11 protein-coding genes and 2 tRNA genes are annotated in these 16125 nt (G+C 49.7%); 1 reads left to right on the top strand and 12 read right to left on the bottom strand.

What is annotated here, in order from left to right:
• Window positions 1-339: 339 nt before the first annotated feature.
• The 4 genes from V2P20_RS10475 to V2P20_RS10490 are packed head-to-tail and all read right to left on the bottom strand — an operon-like array spanning window position 340 to window position 6488.
• Window positions 340-1983: a dipeptide ABC transporter ATP-binding protein gene (locus V2P20_RS10475; protein WP_331818138.1), complete on the bottom strand. Its 1644-nt coding sequence runs from the start codon at window positions 1981-1983 to the stop codon at window positions 340-342.
• Window positions 1976-3322, bottom strand: a complete 1347-nt coding sequence (locus tag V2P20_RS10480; RefSeq protein ID WP_331818139.1) for an ABC transporter permease — start codon at window positions 3320-3322, stop codon at window positions 1976-1978. Before V2P20_RS10480 ends, V2P20_RS10475 begins: the two co-directional genes overlap by 8 nt.
• Window positions 3322-4299 carry an ABC transporter permease gene (locus tag V2P20_RS10485; RefSeq protein ID WP_331818140.1) on the bottom strand — a complete coding sequence of 326 codons (978 nt, stop codon included), beginning with the start codon at window positions 4297-4299 and terminating at the stop codon, window positions 3322-3324. Before V2P20_RS10485 ends, V2P20_RS10480 begins: the two co-directional genes overlap by 1 nt.
• Window positions 4296-6488: an ABC transporter substrate-binding protein gene (locus tag V2P20_RS10490; RefSeq protein ID WP_331818141.1), complete on the bottom strand. Its 2193-nt coding sequence runs from the start codon at window positions 6486-6488 to the stop codon at window positions 4296-4298. The genes V2P20_RS10485 and V2P20_RS10490 overlap by 4 nt, the downstream gene beginning before the upstream one ends.
• 257 nt (window positions 6489-6745) lie before the next feature.
• On the opposite strand from V2P20_RS10490, the gene V2P20_RS10495 reads away from it, so the two are divergent.
• Window positions 6746-7528, top strand: a complete 783-nt coding sequence (locus tag V2P20_RS10495; RefSeq protein WP_331818142.1) for an enoyl-ACP reductase — start codon at window positions 6746-6748, stop codon at window positions 7526-7528.
• 64 nt (window positions 7529-7592) lie between these two features.
• Here V2P20_RS10495 and V2P20_RS10500 read toward each other — a convergent pair whose 3' ends face one another.
• The 8 genes from V2P20_RS10500 to tig form a co-directional block, all read right to left on the bottom strand.
• Window positions 7593-9464, bottom strand: coding sequence for a SurA N-terminal domain-containing protein (locus V2P20_RS10500; RefSeq protein WP_331818143.1), 1872 nt, complete (start codon window positions 9462-9464; stop codon window positions 7593-7595).
• 78 nt (window positions 9465-9542) lie between these two features.
• Window positions 9543-9619, bottom strand: a tRNA-Asp gene (locus V2P20_RS10505).
• Window positions 9620-9625: 6 nt separating this feature from the next.
• Window positions 9626-9701, bottom strand: a tRNA-Val gene (locus V2P20_RS10510).
• Window positions 9702-9714: 13 nt separating this feature from the next.
• A complete protein-coding gene (locus tag V2P20_RS10515; RefSeq protein ID WP_020160249.1) occupies window positions 9715-9987 on the bottom strand; it encodes an HU family DNA-binding protein in 273 nt (90 codons plus the stop codon).
• Window positions 9988-10177: 190 nt separating this feature from the next.
• Entirely contained in the window at window positions 10178-12589 is a 2412-nt protein-coding gene (gene lon, locus V2P20_RS10520; protein ID WP_331818144.1) for an endopeptidase La, read from the bottom strand.
• A 171-nt stretch (window positions 12590-12760) separates the two neighbouring features.
• Window positions 12761-14032 carry an ATP-dependent Clp protease ATP-binding subunit ClpX gene (clpX, locus tag V2P20_RS10525; protein WP_194971426.1) on the bottom strand — a complete coding sequence of 424 codons (1272 nt, stop codon included), beginning with the start codon at window positions 14030-14032 and terminating at the stop codon, window positions 12761-12763.
• Window positions 14033-14123: 91 nt separating this feature from the next.
• Complete coding sequence (gene clpP / locus V2P20_RS10530; RefSeq protein WP_331818145.1) at window positions 14124-14762, bottom strand: ATP-dependent Clp endopeptidase proteolytic subunit ClpP; 639 nt, start codon at window positions 14760-14762, stop codon at window positions 14124-14126.
• A gap of 8 nt (window positions 14763-14770) precedes the next feature.
• Window positions 14771-16072, bottom strand: a complete 1302-nt coding sequence (tig, locus tag V2P20_RS10535; protein ID WP_331818146.1) for a trigger factor — start codon at window positions 16070-16072, stop codon at window positions 14771-14773.
• Window positions 16073-16125 lie beyond the last annotated feature (53 nt).

Here is a 16125-nt window from a genome sequence, read left to right on the forward strand (position 1 = left end):
AAACTTCCTTCGAACTGCACAGTTTTGCGGCCATAACGCCTCCTCAGGAATAAGAATTTCAACGCTACCTGCCCAAAAGACTCTACCCCCTGGTCAATCGTTCCACTTGCTTTGCCAAAAGAGTTACCGCTATCCGGCAAGAATAGAAAAACGATGAGTAAACTGGCGTCCTACTTGACCCTAATGTCCTGAAACGAGGGAGATCTGATAACTGGATGGCGCTGATTGGGCAGCAGCCTTTGAGAAGGTTTAAAGGAAAGGATCGTAGCGACTGCAGACTTCCCTGCTGCGCCATCGGGCGATCGCAGCAGGGAGTTTCTTCACTATCAAACGGCGGAGCTACAAGGCGATTTCCTTGTCCTGTTGCGCAGACGGCTTAATGTCTGTCCTTAATACAGGCACCGCGCCCAGCAGCTTCTTTGTATAAACCTGTTGCGGCTCGGTCAGCACCTGCGCGACGCTGCCGTACTCGACGATCCTGCCTTGATGCATGACCGCGACTTCATCCGCTATTTCGGCCACGACGGCCAGATCGTGGGTAATAAACAGATAACTGACGCCTTTTTCCCGCTGCAGCGACTTCAACAGTTCAATAATCTGCGCCTGCACCGATACATCCAGTGCGCTGGTCGGTTCATCGCAAATGATCAGCTTCGGATCGACTGCCAGTGCCCGGGCAATGCAGATGCGCTGGCGCTGGCCTCCCGAGAATTCATGCGGATACCGTTGCGCGGCATCTTCGGGCAGGCCGACCTGCCTAAGCAACTGCCTGACTCTTTCTTGCCTGTTGACGGCACTGACGTCCGGATGCAGAGCGCGGATGCCTTCGGCGACGATATCGCCGACCAGCATCCTCGGGTTCATCGAGGAAAAAGGGTCCTGAAACACGATCTGCATATCGGCGCGTTTTTGCCTCAGCGCCTCGCCCTGCAGCGTATCGAGCGCCACGCCGTCTATTCTCACCTGCCCTGCAGTGCCCGGTATCAGGTTCAGCAAGCCCTTGCCCAGCGTGGTCTTGCCGCAGCCGGATTCGCCGACCAAAGCCAGCGTCTTGCCCTGCTGGATGGTGAAGCTGACCCCGTCGACGGCCCGCACATGGTCGACGACGCGCTTGAAAATGCCTTTCCTGATCGGGTAATGGACTTTGAAATCGTCAACCTGCAACAGCGGCGGCCTTTCCTGCCTGCTGTGTTTTAAGCAGCTTTGCATGGACGGCAACGCGCTCAGCAGTTTTTGCGTGTACGGGTGTTTGGGATGGCGGAAGAACTCATCGCAGTGCCCGGTTTCGACGATCTTGCCCTGCTGCATGACCGCTACGCGATCGGCCATATTGGACACCAGGGCCAGATCATGGCTGATCAGCCACAGGGACATGCCGGTCTGTTTTTGCAGGGTTTTCAGCAGATTCAGGATCTGCGCCTGAATGGTCACATCCAGGGACGTGGTCGGCTCGTCGGCAATCAGCAGATCGGGCTCGCCGGCCAGCGCAATCGCGATCATGACGCGCTGGCGCTGGCCGCCCGACAGTTGATGCGGATAGTCGCTGATGCGCTGCTCGGGCTTCGGTATCTCCACCTGCCGCAGCAATTCCAGTACGCGCTGCTTGACAGCCTGTTGAGGCAAGTCAAAATGCAGCTCGATGACTTCCTCGATCTGATCGCCGATAGTCATGACCGGATTCAGCGACGACATAGGGTCCTGGAATATCAGCCCGATGCGTCGGCCGCGAACTTGGCACATCTCGTATTCGGCTCTGCGCAGCAGATTGTCGCCCTGAAGGCTGATTTCACTGGCCTGGATACGGGTGTTAGGCGGCAGCAGCCTCAGCACGGACAAAGCCGTGATCGATTTGCCGGAGCCCGATTCGCCGACCAGCGCAAAGGTCTCGCCCTGATAAATGTCAAAGCTGATGTCGTCGACGACCTTGCTGCTGTGGTTAAAGCTGACGCTGAGATGCGCTACGGACAGGATTGGCTTATTCATAGGCGCCTCGTCTTGGATCGAATGCATCGCGCACGGTATCGGCAAACAGGTTCGCGGCCAGCACCAGCGCGAACATAAACACGAACGAGGCCGTCAAGGACCACCAGACCACGGGCTCGCGCGCCATTTCCAGCCGCGCACCGTTAATCATATTGCCCCAGCTGTAGGTCGTCGGGTCGACGCCGATATTGATATAGGACAGCACCGCCTCGGCCAGTACCAGCGAACTGAAATCCAGCACAACCGAGATCAGCACGATATGCATGACGTTGGGCAGGATATGGCGCACCAGAATCACGCGGCGGCGCACGCCCAGCGCCTGCGCCGCCTGCACATATTCCATCTCGCGCAGCTTGAGCGTCTCGGCCCTAAGCAACCGGCATAACCCGGTCCAGCTGGTTACGCCCAGAATCAGGCAGAGAAACAGCAGCCGCATGTCCGCGCGCACGATCACACTGGTAAAGGCTTCCTCGTGAGCGGCCATGTACACCTGCACCATCAGGATGGAGGCGGCTATCAACAGCACGCTGGGGATCGAATTCAGCGTCGTGTAAACATATTGAATGACATCGTCGACCCAGCCGCGAAAGAAGCCCGCCAGGATGCCGAATACAAGAGCCATCGGCAGCATGACCAAGGTCGTCAGCGTGCCGATCACGAGCCCCGTGCGAATGCTTTTTATGGATTGATAAAACACGTCCTCCCCGACCTTGTCGGTGCCGAAGACATGATAGTAAGCCGACAGATAGACCAGCATGTAATTGACCGAAACGATCAGGAACACCACGGCCCAGACCGCCTTGGCCGTCGGGCTCACGATGAGGCGCTTATGCGGTTCTCTTCTTAAAAGGCTTCCTAACAAAACCAGAAAAAATATCACCAGGCTGGCGCCTTGAATCCAGCCGTAAAACGCTTTCTTCAATACATCTTGCGCCAGTTCGGTTTCGGGATTGGCCAGATGCGCGCCGCCGAATTGCAGGCGCGGATAGCCCCATTGCTCGGTGCCGTCCGGCAAGGTCATCATTTCCTTGCTGTACAGATAGGCGGCAAATGGCGCCGAGTAGGTTTTCTCGTCGTGTTCGCGCAACGGCGTGGCCCAGTAATCCAGCGCGCTGATGATTTCATTGCCGCGGCCGCCCGACGGCTTGAAATGAATCGAGTCCAGCAGACCGACCAGGACAAAGACAACCAGTACGGTCAGCGAAACCATGCCTACTTTGCTGCGGGCGATCTGTTGCAGGGGGCGTTTAATGTATTCCTTGCCGCGCAGATAAAAGCCGAGTATGAGCATTACGGCAATCAACAGGAATATCAGCGCATCGGTCCATAATATGATCATCAGGACAACCTTACCCGAGGGTCAACGAGGGTGTAGGAAATATCGGTCAGCAACAGGCCGATCACATACAGGACCGAACCCAGGAAGACCATGGCTCGTACAATGGCGAAATCCTGACTGTTGATCGCATCGATCGTATAACTGCCCAGGCCCGGAATACTGAAAAACGATTCCATGATCAAACTGCCCATAAACAATAACGGCAGCACGACCACGACGCCTGTCAGAATCGGAATCATGGCGTTTTTCAGCACATGCCGGAACAGGGTGCGGGTTTCGGTCAGGCCTTTCGCGCGCGCCGTGCGAACATAGTCTTTTTCAACTTCTTCCAGAAACAGGGTCCGGTACCAGCGTACGCCGGAACCGATGCCGGAAAAGACGCCGATCACTACAGGCAGTATCAGAAACTTCAGTGCCGACAGCCCGCTATCGTACCCGGAGATAGGCACCAGCTTCAGCAGTTTGCCGATCAGGAACTGGCCGCCGATAATATAGAACAGCGAAGAAACCGACATCAGGACCACGCACAGCACGACGCCGGCATGTTCCAGATAAGTGTTGCGGAACAGCACCATCATCAAGGCGAAGGTGATATTGACCAGCAGCCCCACCATCAGCGTCGGCAATGCGACGGCCAGACTGGGCCACATGCGCTGCTGAATATCGGCCGCGATGTTTCTGCCGCTGTCGGATACGCCGAAGCGGAACAGGAACAGGCCGACTGACTTCTGGTAAAAGATCGTTTTGGTCAGTTTTTCTTCGCCCTCGGCCTTGCTGTTCCACAGCAGCGGCAAATCATAGCCCCGCTGCTGTTTCCAGTTTTCCACGGCCTTTTCGGTCACATGTTTTTGCCCCAGCTGCATACGCGCCATGTCATCGGGACTGTTGACGACAAAAAACAGTACGAACGTCAGGATATTGACGCCCATCAGCAACGGGAAGGCATATAAGATTCGACGGATAATATATTGAGTCATTGGATCGTTTCCCTGATGCGGCGGCGATAAGCCTGAACTGCCGGTATCAACAGCAACACAAACACGGCAAGAGCTGCCAGCAAAGGCCAGAACACGGGCTTGTTCCACTCGGCTCTTTTCTCGGCTCTTTCCGCCTTATCGATGCGCGTATATTTAAGCTGGTTATTGGCCATGAGATTAGGCTTCAGATTTTTATACCAGCCATGATATAGCGAAAAGCTCTTGGGATGAAAGCCGAATACCCATGGCGCATCGCGGCGCACCAGTTCCTGCATTTGCTGAATGAGACGGTAGCGCTGCTCGCCATTCGCCATATTGCGCATTTGCTCGAACAGGCGGTCGAATTCGGCGTTTTGGTAATTGCCCGCATTCTCTCCGCCGTGCGCGACTTTGGCATTGGGCCCGTAGAGCAGGAAAAAGAAATTTTCCGGATCGGGATAATCGGCATTCCAGCCCCAGAAGAAAATCTGCGCATTGCCGTCGCGCATTTTCTGCTGGAACCGGTTGTAGTCGGTGCCCCGAATAACCAGTTTGATCCCCAGCTTCTCAAACTGTTTGCGATACCAGTTCATTCTCGGGCGATCGTCGACGCTGACTGCGGTCGTATCGAAATACAGGATCAGGGCTTGCTTGGTTTTAGGATCGATGCCTCCCGGATAGCCGGCTTCGGCCATCAATTGCTTGGCAACTTCTATGCTTTTGCGCTGCGCCTTGCCTACAGGATGTAGGTAAGGCGCGTTAGCAGGAGCGGAAGCTTTGCCGTTTACCCAGTCATAGACATAAGGGTTGATGCCTTCCTTGCCTTCCGCATAGCCGTATATGCCCGGAGGTATCAGACCCTGGGCCGCGACGCCGCGCCCGTTCGCGAAAATAGCGATGTATTCTTCGTAATCGACGGCAATGGCGATGGCCTGGCGCAGCTTGCGCGCTTTCTCGCTGTCACCGCCGACTGTGGGATCGAGCATATTAAAGCCCAGATAGAAAATGGACGTTGTGACCGCTGTTTCCAGTTGGATGCCTTTTTCTTTCATGGTGTCAGTCAGGGTAGCCACGCCGCTGCCGGTGAACTGTATGGCCTGGTCGAAATTGTCGGAGGCGATGCCGGATGCATCGTAATACCCCTGCAGGAATTTGTTCCAGTAAGGAATCGTTTCCTTCTCCAGCATATAAACGACTTTATCGATAAACGGCAGCGGTTTGCCGGCATCGGCCAGCAGGCCTTTTTCCTTGTCGCCGGGCTCGCCTTCGGATGGATACGCCTCATGATGAAACAGCGGATTTCTGAGCAGGATCATGCGCCGGTTCGGATTGTTCTCGGCCAGAAGATAAGGACCGGTGCCTATCGGAAACCAGTCCAGCGTGATGTTTTTATCGTTCAGGCCGGGCTGTTCATAAAAGACATCGGCTTCCCACGGCATCGGTGAGAAAAACGGCATGGCCAGCCAGAAAATGAACTGCGGGTATTTGCCCTTGATGCGTATGCGGTATTGATACCGGTCCAGCGCTGTAACGCCCGTCATCGGGACATTTCTGATCTCAAACTTCTGCTTGTTTGCAACCTGTTTTGAAAATTCGTCAAAGCCGACGATGTAGTTTTTCATCAGTTCGGCGATGGGCGATTGGATTTTCGGATGCGCCAGACGCTTGATCTGGTACACATAATCCTCGGCGGTCAGTTCGCGCGAGCCGGTCTCGGGCAAATCCTGCAAAGTGCCGAGCTTGTCGATTTGCGCACCGGTCAAATGATGGTAGGCATATTCGCCTTGAGTATTTTTCGCCAGAGCCGGATGCGGCTGATAGCGGATGCCGGACTGGATTTTGATTAAGTAATCGGTATAGGCAATGTCGCTGTCATTGGCAGTCGAAGCCAGTTTCTCGCCTTTGGCATTCAGGTACTCGATTTCGGGCATATCGGTCGCCGTCAGCGGCGTCAGTTCATAAGGCCTTTTCAGGTAATGATATTGAAACGGCGGCTCATAAATCTGTGCAATAAACGCATATTCGTTGGAACTGTATGCCACAGCCGGGTCCATATGCTTGGGACGCTCTGAAAAGGACTCATATAGAACCGACTGATTGCCCTCTTCCGGTGGATAAGGATCATTGGGTTCCGAGCCGACACAGGCGTTCAACAATATTATCAGCAATATCAGCCCTAGCACATGAACTTGGCCGATATGTATCTTCATAGAAAAAAGACTAAACATCAAAATACCTTGCAGCCTGAAAAAAATCCCTTTTTTTAAGGGTATTGTTAAAATTTGACAGTCCTGCGTAAGCAAGGCTATCCTTTTCGATTCCCTTCATTATGATGAGGGAGATCCAGATCCGTCATCTGCTATTCATGGGCGGATATTATCATCGACCGGTCACAGGTTGGTGTGGATTGAAACAAACATAGATAATTGAAGCTCTATTGTAGCAACAAAAACATTGGGAGATGATAATGGGTTTTATGCAAGGCAAGCGGGTCTTGATCGTAGGCTTGGCCAGTAACCGTTCCATTGCATGGGGCATTGCCCAAGCCATGCACCGGGAAGGCGCGGAACTGGCCTTTACTTTTCAAAATGACAAACTTCAGAGCCGGGTTGAAACCATGGCGGCGGAGTGCGGTTCCGACATTACTGTTGAATGCGACGTCAGCAACGACGAACAAATTGAAAACGTTTTTAAAAAGCTTGGGGAACACTGGGACGGCCTGGATTGTATCGTGCATTCAGTCGCTTTTGCACCACGCGATGCGCTGGAAGGCGACTTCGTCACTGCCACGACCCGGGAAAATTTTAGAGTCGCCCATGATATCAGTTCGTACAGCTTTACTGCTCTGGCCAAGGCCGGCCGGGCAATGATGGCGGGCCGTAACGGCTCTCTGTTGACCTTAAGCTACTTGGGTGCGGAGCGCGTCATGCCCAACTACAACGTCATGGGCGTGGCCAAAGCCAGCCTGGAAGCCAACGTCCGCTATATGGCTGTCGCTTTGGGCGCCGAAGGCATTCGCGTGAACGCGATTTCCGCAGGCCCGATCAGAACACTGGCAGCATCAGGCATCAACGATTTCAAAACCATGCTCAGCAAAGCGGCCGATGCTTCGCCGTTGAAGAAAAACGTCACGATTGAAGAAGTCGGCAATGCGGCGGCATTTCTGTGCTCGGATCTGGCCTCCGGCATTACGGGTGAAATCACTTATGTTGACGCCGGCTATAATATTGCCGGCTATGTAGCTTCTTAAGCTTTCATTTTCCATGGCACAAAAAAGGGAGCTTACGCTCCCTTTTTTATTGCTTGTCCAGCGGCTAATTCTGAGCCTGAGCTTTCTTCACCGAAATATCGGCTTTTGCCTGCAAACTGTTCATGACCGCATTGAACTCGTTTTGGCCAAAAGCCCTGGCAATATTCTTTGACGCCAGCTCGAGCTGCTTTTTATCATCCTCGCTCATGACGCCCTCTTTGACTTTCGACAAGCTCACTACCGCCTGCTCATCGGAAGGCAATGCTGCCGTAAAGATTGTCGATTTATCGCCAACAGGTTTGGCCGCCTTAAAGATTGCCTGATTCAGCTGCCAGGGCAATTCGCCGTTGTTGCGTGTTACATCGGCCATTTTCTTGACCGTTAAGTTGCTTTCAGCCGCTACCGTATCAATGGATTCGCCAGCCTGCAGACGCGTTTTTATCTGCTGCGCTTTTTCAACAGCCTGTTGTTTGGCTTTTTCAGTCAACAAGGTCTCTATGACCTGCTGTTTAACTTCATTCAAATCACGCGTAGCCGCAGGCTTGTGCTCCAGCATGCGTAATACCACCAAGCGCTCAGAACCCAATTCTACAGGCGTGCTGTTATTGCCCTGCTGAACTTCTTCAGAAAATGCAGCACTGCGTACTTTTGGGTCACTGGCAATATCTTCACCTTTATCCTTGGTGAACAGCCCTGTTTTTTTAATGGTTAGGCCTAACGCATCCGCTACCGTTTGCAGATTGTCAGGGTTTTCATAACTCATTTCGGTCAATGTTTCACCGGACTCGTAAAAAGTATTTTCGGCTTGCGTTTTTTGATAAGCCTTGGTTAATTCCGGCTTAACAGCCTCAAATGGCTTGACCTCGCCCGGCACCAATTCAGTTACTTTAATTAAGTGGTAGCCGAATGCTGTTTTAACAGGCTCTGACACTTCGCCGAGTTTCAATGCATTTGCTGCATCCTCAAACGGTTTTTCCATTGCGCCGGAAGTAAACAAACCTAAATCGCCGCCCTTGTTAGCGGTTAATTTATCGTCTGAAACTTCAGCGGCTAACTTAGCGAAGTCTTTATTCGCCAGGTCTTTTTTTGCCTGCAACGCTTTTTCCAGCGCTGTTTTTTCATCTTGTTTATCATTGACGGCAAACAGGATATGACTGATCTTTCTCCGCTCCGGAGTCGCATACTGATCCTTATGCTCTTCATAGAATGCCTTCAACTTTTCATCCGTTACGGCAACTTTTTTAGCGATATCCTCCAATGACAGCTCTACGTACTCTACGGAAACCTGCTCAGGCACCTTATATAGATCCTGGTGCTGCTGATAATAAGCCGTCACCTCCTCCTCTGAAGGCTGCTCTGCCGGTTTCTGTGCCGGAACGGTCACATAAGCTACGTCACGCTGCTGGTTCTGAATTTTAAAAAAGCTTTCTACATCATGCTGAGTAGCGAAACTGCTATCGATAATGCTACGCTGAAACTGTTCCATTACCAGCGCGTTCTTGATTCTGTTTACGAACTCGCCGGATGTCATCCTTTGCGAATTCAGCAAAGCTTTATAACGGTTCTCGTCGAACTTACCGTCTACTTGAAAGTATTCCAGAGATTTAATGAAGTCGCGCGCCCTGTTGTCGCTGGTGACAAGCCCTTCGGAACGCACATGCTGCAGCAAAACCTCATCCTTGATCAGCTTGTCTAAGGCCTGCGCTTTCAAAGTCTGTTCATCAATATTGAGTCCCTGGAGATTCTGGCTGTACTGTTCATAAGCCCTGTTGACATCCTGCTGATAAAAATCCCTATCGCCAACGGAAGCGACCGGCGGTTCTTTCCCTGTATCCAAATAATTTTGAATACCCCATAAAGCAAAAGGCACGCAAATTATTATCAAGATACCCCATGCGAAAGCACCTTGCGCTTTTTCTCTAATTCTTGTCAGCATATGCTCTATCCTAAACAAAACGGCTTAAATTTAAGCAAAAAAAAACCCCGAACCAGATACCGGTACGGGGCTTTAATTTGGCGGAGTGGACGGGGCTCGAACCCGCGACCCCCGGCGTGACAGGCCGGTATTCTGACCAACTGAACTACCACTCCAAAGTCTGGTGGGTGCTGAGGGGTTCGAACCCCCGACCCTCGCCTTGTAAGGGCGATGCTCTCCCAGCTGAGCTAAGCACCCGACTAAAGAAGCACTAGTTTACAGCATCTTTTAAAGATTTACCAGCTTTAAATGAAGGAATTTTCGCAGATTTAATTGTAATCTCTTCGCCTGTTTGCGGATTACGGCCTTTGCGCTCTGCTCTCTCCTTTACAGAGTATGTACCAAAACCAACTAAAGCAACAGAATCACCTTTACTCAAAGCAGCCGTAACTGCACTAATGAAACCATCTAAAGCACGTCCAGCGTCCGCTTTTGTCAATTCAGAAGACTCTGCAATAGCATCGATTAGTTCTGATTTATTCATCATTCCCCCTTAGGAAGTATTTTTTAAATTGTATTCTGCACAACCAGTGTATGATTCTTATGCGCGATTCCTGGCCGCATAAGAAAGCTTGGTATTTATATCAATAGCTCTTAGGCAGTGTCAAGCATTAAAGCCCCCGAGCCCATGATTTTTGCGGTTTTGCCGGATTTAAGCAAAACCGCAAACTTTTCTAGTGAGCAGTAACAAGACCCTGTTTTTTTAGCTTACCTTCACTTTTAGCCTTTTCTTCGACTTCTTTCTTGTCGCTTGGCTTCGGCATATATTGCAACGCCACTTCAAGCACCTCATCTATCCAGTGGACAGGCTTGATATCCAGGTTTTGCTTTATATTTTCAGGAATTTCGACCAGGTCTTTTTCATTTTCCGCGGGAATGACAACTGTTGTTATGCCGCCGCGATGAGCAGCCAATAGCTTTTCTTTCAACCCGCCGATCGGCAATACCTCGCCTCGCAACGTAATCTCGCCGGTCATGGCCACACTTGCCTTTACTGGTATTTTAGTCAATGCCGAAATAATGGCCGTACACATGCCTATGCCGGCACTAGGTCCGTCTTTTGGCGTAGCGCCTTCAGGCACATGAATATGGATATCATTTTTCTGAAACACCTCATGGTCTATTCCCAGGATTTCAGAGCGGCTTCTTACCACGGTCATCGCCGCCTCAATCGATTCCTTCATGACGTCGCCCAGTTTGCCTGTGGCGGAGTGTTTGCCCTTTCCGGGAATAACGGCTGTTTCAATCATTAACAGTTCGCCGCCGACTTCCGTCCAGGCCAGGCCGGTCACTTGCCCAACCTGATCCTGTTCCTCTGCAAGCCCGTAATGGAACCGTTTAACGCCGAGATATTTATCCAAGTTCTCAGAAGTAACTTCAACTTTGTCCTTGCTCGGTTTCAGCAGCAGGTCTTTGACCACTTTACGGCAGATTTTCGAGATTTCCCGCTCAAGGCTGCGAACACCAGCCTCTCGCGTATAGTAGCGAATGATATCCCTGACCGCTGTTTCTGCAATTTCGATTTCCTGTTCTTTCAGCCCGTTATTCTTGATCTGCTTCGGGATCAGATAGCGGCATGCGATGTTAATCTTTTCGTCTTCAGTGTAGCCGGCAAGACGTATAACCTCCATCCTGTCCAGCAAGGCCGGCGGAATATTCATCGTATTGGCTGTCGCGACAAACATCACATCGGACAGATCAAAATCCACCTCCAGATAATGGTCCGAGAACGTATGATTCTGCGCGGGATCCAGCACTTCCAATAATGCCGAAGCCGGATCGCCTCGGAAATCGGCTGCCATTTTGTCGATCTCATCAAGTAAAAACATAGGATTGCGTGTTTTTACCTTAGCCAGATTCTGCAAAATCTTGCCCGGCATAGAGCCTATATAAGTTCGACGATGCCCGCGAATCTCCGCTTCGTCACGCACACCACCCAAAGCCATCCGCACATATTTACGATTGGTAGCTCGAGCAATAGACTCGCCTAATGAGGTTTTACCTACGCCTGGAGGGCCGACCAGGCACAAAATAGGTCCTTTGAGCTGCTGCACTCGCTGTTGCACAGCCAGATATTCGAGAATGCGCTCCTTGACCTTCTCCAAACCATAGTGCTCTGTTTCCAGAACTTGCTCGGCCAGCTTCAAATCGTGCCGCACCTTGGTTTTTTTCTTCCAAGGCATACTGACCATCCAGTCAATATAATTACGCACGACAGTGGCCTCGGCAGACATCGGTGACATTAATTTAAGCTTGTTAAGCTCTGCTTCAGCCTTTGCCTTGGCCTCTTTGGTCATGCCGGCACTTTCGATTTTCTTTTCAAGCTCTTCAATTTCATTGGCAACATCTTCCATCTCGCCAAGTTCTTTTTGAATCGCCTTCATTTGCTCATTCAGGTAATATTCCTTTTGATTCTTCTCCATTTGCTGCTTAACACGTCCACGGATTCTTTTTTCCATTTCCAGAAGGTCAACCTCTCCTTCCATCTGAGTCATCAGATTTTCCAGCCGTTTCGCAATATCCGCGGTTTCCAGAATCGCCTGTTTTTCATTGACCTTTAGCGTCATGTGGGCGGCCATAGTATCGGCAAGGCGGCTTGGATCATCAATACCGGCAAGCGAATTCATGACTTCCGGCGGAATCTTGTTATTCAGTTTGACGTATTGATCAAACGAACTGATGACTGTCCGCTGCAGTACCTCTTGCTCCCGTTCGGATATATTTAAAATATCGTCGATCTTGACTACAGAGGCGGAAAAAAAACTGTCCGTTTCTTTATAGTACGAAACTTTGCTGCGTTGACTTCCTTCGACCAGCACCTTAACAGTGCCATCAGGCAATTTTAGCAATTGCAGAATATTGGCCAAAGTACCGACCTGATAAAGATCAGTAAAATCCGGCTCGTCAATTTCAGCTTCTTTCTGGGCAACCAACAAGACCTGCTTGTTATCCTTCATAGCCGCATCCAAAGCGTCAATAGATTTTTCCCTGCCAACAAATAAAGGGATCACCATATGCGGATAAACCACGACGTCCCTGAGCGGCAAAACCGGAATCAAAACATCTGTTTGTTGTATCTCTGTCATTTTGTGCGTTTCCATAACTGGAACCTTTAGCAATTTTTGAAAAAAAGATATGGGGCCGATAAATAAAATAGCAAGCGCTAAAACCATAAAACACAGTCTTTAGCTTGGCTATAGCGCAAAAAAAAGGGAGCTAAAAAATAAAGCTCCCTTTTTTTCTGTCCCGGATAAATTTTAAGATTCGGCCGAGGCCTTTTTCTTTTCCGCTTCGTAAACCAGAAGAGGTTCAGACTCACCTAGAATAACACTTTCATCAATAACCACCTTGCAGATATTTTCCGATGATGGCAATTCATACATAGTATCCAGCAGAACACTTTCAACGATAGTCCTTAATCCGCGAGCACCGGTTTTTCTTTCCATGGATTTACGGGCAATGGCGATCAAAGAGTCTTCTCTGAACTCCAGTTCAGCACCTTCCATTTCAAACAAATGTTTGTATTGCTTGATCAGTGCGTTTTTGGGCTCCGTTAATATTTGGACCAAGGCCTGCTCATCGAGTTCTTCTAAAGTGGCAATTACCGGAAGACGACCGACAAATTCCGGAATCAATCCGTACTTGATCAAGTCTTCGGACTCAACCTCAGCAAAAAGCTGCCCGACATTTTTAGTCTCATCTTTGGCTTTTACCTCTGCCGAGAAGCCTATGCCGCCTTTTTCCGAGCGATCTTTAATAATACGGTCCAGTCCGGCAAATGCGCCACCGACAATAAACAGAATATTGGCGGTATTGACCTGCAAAAACTCCTGTTGCGGATGTTTACGGCCGCCTTGAGGAGGCACTGACGCAATAGTGCCTTCGATCAATTTCAGCAGCGCCTGCTGTACGCCTTCACCGGAAACGTCGCGCGTTATTGACGGATTATCAGACTTTCTGGAGATTTTATCGATTTCATCGATATAGACAATGCCGGTTTCAGCCTTTTCTACATCATAGTCACATTTCTGCAGAATCTTCTGAATGATATTTTCTACGTCCTCTCCTACATAGCCGGCTTCTGTCAGCGTAGTCGCATCAGCAATAGTAAACGGCACATCCAGCAAGCGTGCTAATGTTTCAGCCAGCAGCGTTTTCCCTGAACCAGTCGGGCCAATCAGTAAAATATTACTTTTGGCTAGCTCGACGCCATCCTTTTTTGACTTGCTGCGTAAGCGCTTGTAATGATTGTAGACGGCGACAGCCAAAATCTTTTTCGCACTTTCCTGCCCGATAACATATTCATCGAGTTCCGCTTTGATCTCTTTCGGCTTAGGCAATTCACCGCCGAAAGAAGAAGAGTCGTCTTGCAATTCGTCTCTTATGATGTCATTACAAAGCTCTACGCATTCGTCGCATACATAAACTGACGGCCCTGCAATAAGCTTCCTGACTTCATGCTGACTTTTACCGCAAAAAGAACAATAAAGCAGTTTATCGTCGTCTTTGCTGTTTTTGTCATTACTCATAAATTGACTCCTGCAAACATCCAGAAACTGATGCTTTTTTTGCTTTTGATGAAGCAAAGAATATATCTAAATACAAAAAAAATACCAACCCTTATTTATCAGAACCGATTGCGCGATTTGTTAACACTTTATCAATGAGCCCATAGCTGACCGCATCACTAGCGCTCAAAAAGTTATCCCTATCCGTATCCAGACGGATCTTTTCTATCGGCTGCCCCGTGTGGGCGGACAAGATATTGTTCAGCTTTTCTCTGATTGCCAGGATCTCTCTGGCATGGATATCAATATCAGAGGCCTGCCCCTGAAAACCGCCTAGCGGCTGGTGAATCATCATTCGCGAGTGAGGCAGGCAATACCGTTTGCCTTTAGCGCCGCCGGCCAGAAGCAAAGCCCCCATACTGGCGGCCTGTCCGATGCACATAGTGCTGACATCGGGCTTGATAAACTGCATTGTGTCATAAATTGACATCCCGGCGGTTACTGAGCCGCCGGGCGAATTGATGTATAAATGAATATCCTTGTCAGGATTTTCTGATTCCAGAAAAAGCAACTGGGCAACAACCAGATTGGCCATGTAATCTTCCACTTGACCAACCAGAAATATAACGCGCTCTTTTAATAGTCTTGAGTAAATATCAAAGGAGCGCTCACCTCTAGCAGTCTGTTCAACAACTATAGGAACTAATCCACCCGCAGCCTGGGGAGCCATTGCTTGATTCATTTTATACATTCGATACCTTACCTTTGCTGTTGATTCATTACATCGTCAAATTTCATCGGCTCGTCAGATACTTTTGCCTGGGCAACCAGCCATTCAACGGTCTGGTCTTCCAGCACCATTTGTCTGACATCATCCAGTCGGCTTTCATCCGCATAATACCATTTAACCACATCTTCAGGGCGTTCGTAACTTCTTGCCATATTTTCAATAGCAGACCTTACCTTATCCGCATCAATTTTGATATCGTTTTTCTGGATGATTTCGCCCAAGATCAATCCCAAAGCCACGCGACGCCTGGCCTGTTCTTCAAACGCGTCTCTTGGCAACTTCAGATCGTCCAGCTTCATTTTCTGCCGTTTAGCGGTCTCTATATAAGGCTTCATCATACTTTCGACTTCCTGATCGACCAGCGTGTTCGGAACAGTAATCTGAATCGTCTCATACAAAGCATCCATGACGGCATTTTTCAGCTTGCCGCGCAATGCCTGTTCAAGCTCTCTTTCCATATTGTTTCTGACGTCTTCACGAAAAGACTCTGCAGAGCCATCTTCGATACCGTAGGCCTTCACGAAAGCCTCATCAATTTCAGGCAATACCGGTTCTTCAACAGCGCTCACTTCAACTTCAAACTGAGCTGCCTTGCCGGCCAATTTTTCATTGCCGTATTGCTCTGGAAAAGATACTTCAAATGTTTTGTTAGCGCCCGCTTCAAGACCGATCAGGTTGTCTTCAAAACCTGGAATCATCTGTTTTCCGCCAATTTCAACCGGATAGTTTTCTACCTTGCCGTTAGTAAAATTCTCACCGTCGGCAGTGCCTGAAAAACTGATTGTTATACGGTCATGTTCCTGCGATGCGCGTTCTACCTTGTTCCAGGTTTTTCTCTGCGCTCTCAGTTTTTCAATCATGTCATCGACATCGGCTTCAGCGACGGTAGCGACAGGGCGTTTTACCTCGATTTGATTCACGCCTTCCAGCGATATTTCAGGATAGACTTCAAATTCGGCAGTATATTTAAATCCTTCCGCCTCGTCTAACGGATGAATATGCGGATGGCCGGCAGGTCTTAAATTTTGATCCTGCAATGCCTCAAAATAAGTAGATTGAATCAGGTCGCCGGCAACTTCGCCGCGAACCCTATCGCCAAACATCTTTTTAACTACATGCTGAGGCACTTTACCCGGACGAAAGCCATCGACTTTAACTTCGCGCGCCAACGACTTCAAACGCGCCGCCATTTTTTCCTGGACAACTTCTTCAGGCACGCTAACAGTCATTTTTCTGCTTAATTCTGATGTCTTTTCGACAGAAACTTGCATTTCTTTACCTCAACAATATTATGGATAGAATTTTTATATAGGATACCGGAATC

The sequence above is a fragment of the Methylobacter sp. Wu1 genome (assembly GCF_036553575.1).
GTDB lineage: Bacteria > Pseudomonadota > Gammaproteobacteria > Methylococcales > Methylomonadaceae > Methylobacter.

Coding starts and splice junctions, on each gene's coding strand:
- clpX (WP_194971426.1), bottom strand. CDS start 14,032: ATGAGTAATGACAAAAACAGCAAAGACGACGATAAACTGCTTTATTGT.
- V2P20_RS10500 (WP_331818143.1), bottom strand. CDS start 9,464: ATGCTGACAAGAATTAGAGAAAAAGCGCAAGGTGCTTTCGCATGGGGT.
- tig (WP_331818146.1), bottom strand. CDS start 16,072: ATGCAAGTTTCTGTCGAAAAGACATCAGAATTAAGCAGAAAAATGACT.
- V2P20_RS10485 (WP_331818140.1), bottom strand. CDS start 4,299: ATGACTCAATATATTATCCGTCGAATCTTATATGCCTTCCCGTTGCTG.
- V2P20_RS10480 (WP_331818139.1), bottom strand. CDS start 3,322: ATGATCATATTATGGACCGATGCGCTGATATTCCTGTTGATTGCCGTA.
- V2P20_RS10475 (WP_331818138.1), bottom strand. CDS start 1,983: ATGAATAAGCCAATCCTGTCCGTAGCGCATCTCAGCGTCAGCTTTAAC.
- V2P20_RS10495 (WP_331818142.1), top strand. CDS start 6,746: ATGGGTTTTATGCAAGGCAAGCGGGTCTTGATCGTAGGCTTGGCCAGT.
- V2P20_RS10515 (WP_020160249.1), bottom strand. CDS start 9,987: ATGAATAAATCAGAACTAATCGATGCTATTGCAGAGTCTTCTGAATTG.
- clpP (WP_331818145.1), bottom strand. CDS start 14,762: ATGTATAAAATGAATCAAGCAATGGCTCCCCAGGCTGCGGGTGGATTA.
- V2P20_RS10490 (WP_331818141.1), bottom strand. CDS start 6,488: ATGAAGATACATATCGGCCAAGTTCATGTGCTAGGGCTGATATTGCTG.
- lon (WP_331818144.1), bottom strand. CDS start 12,589: ATGACAGAGATACAACAAACAGATGTTTTGATTCCGGTTTTGCCGCTC.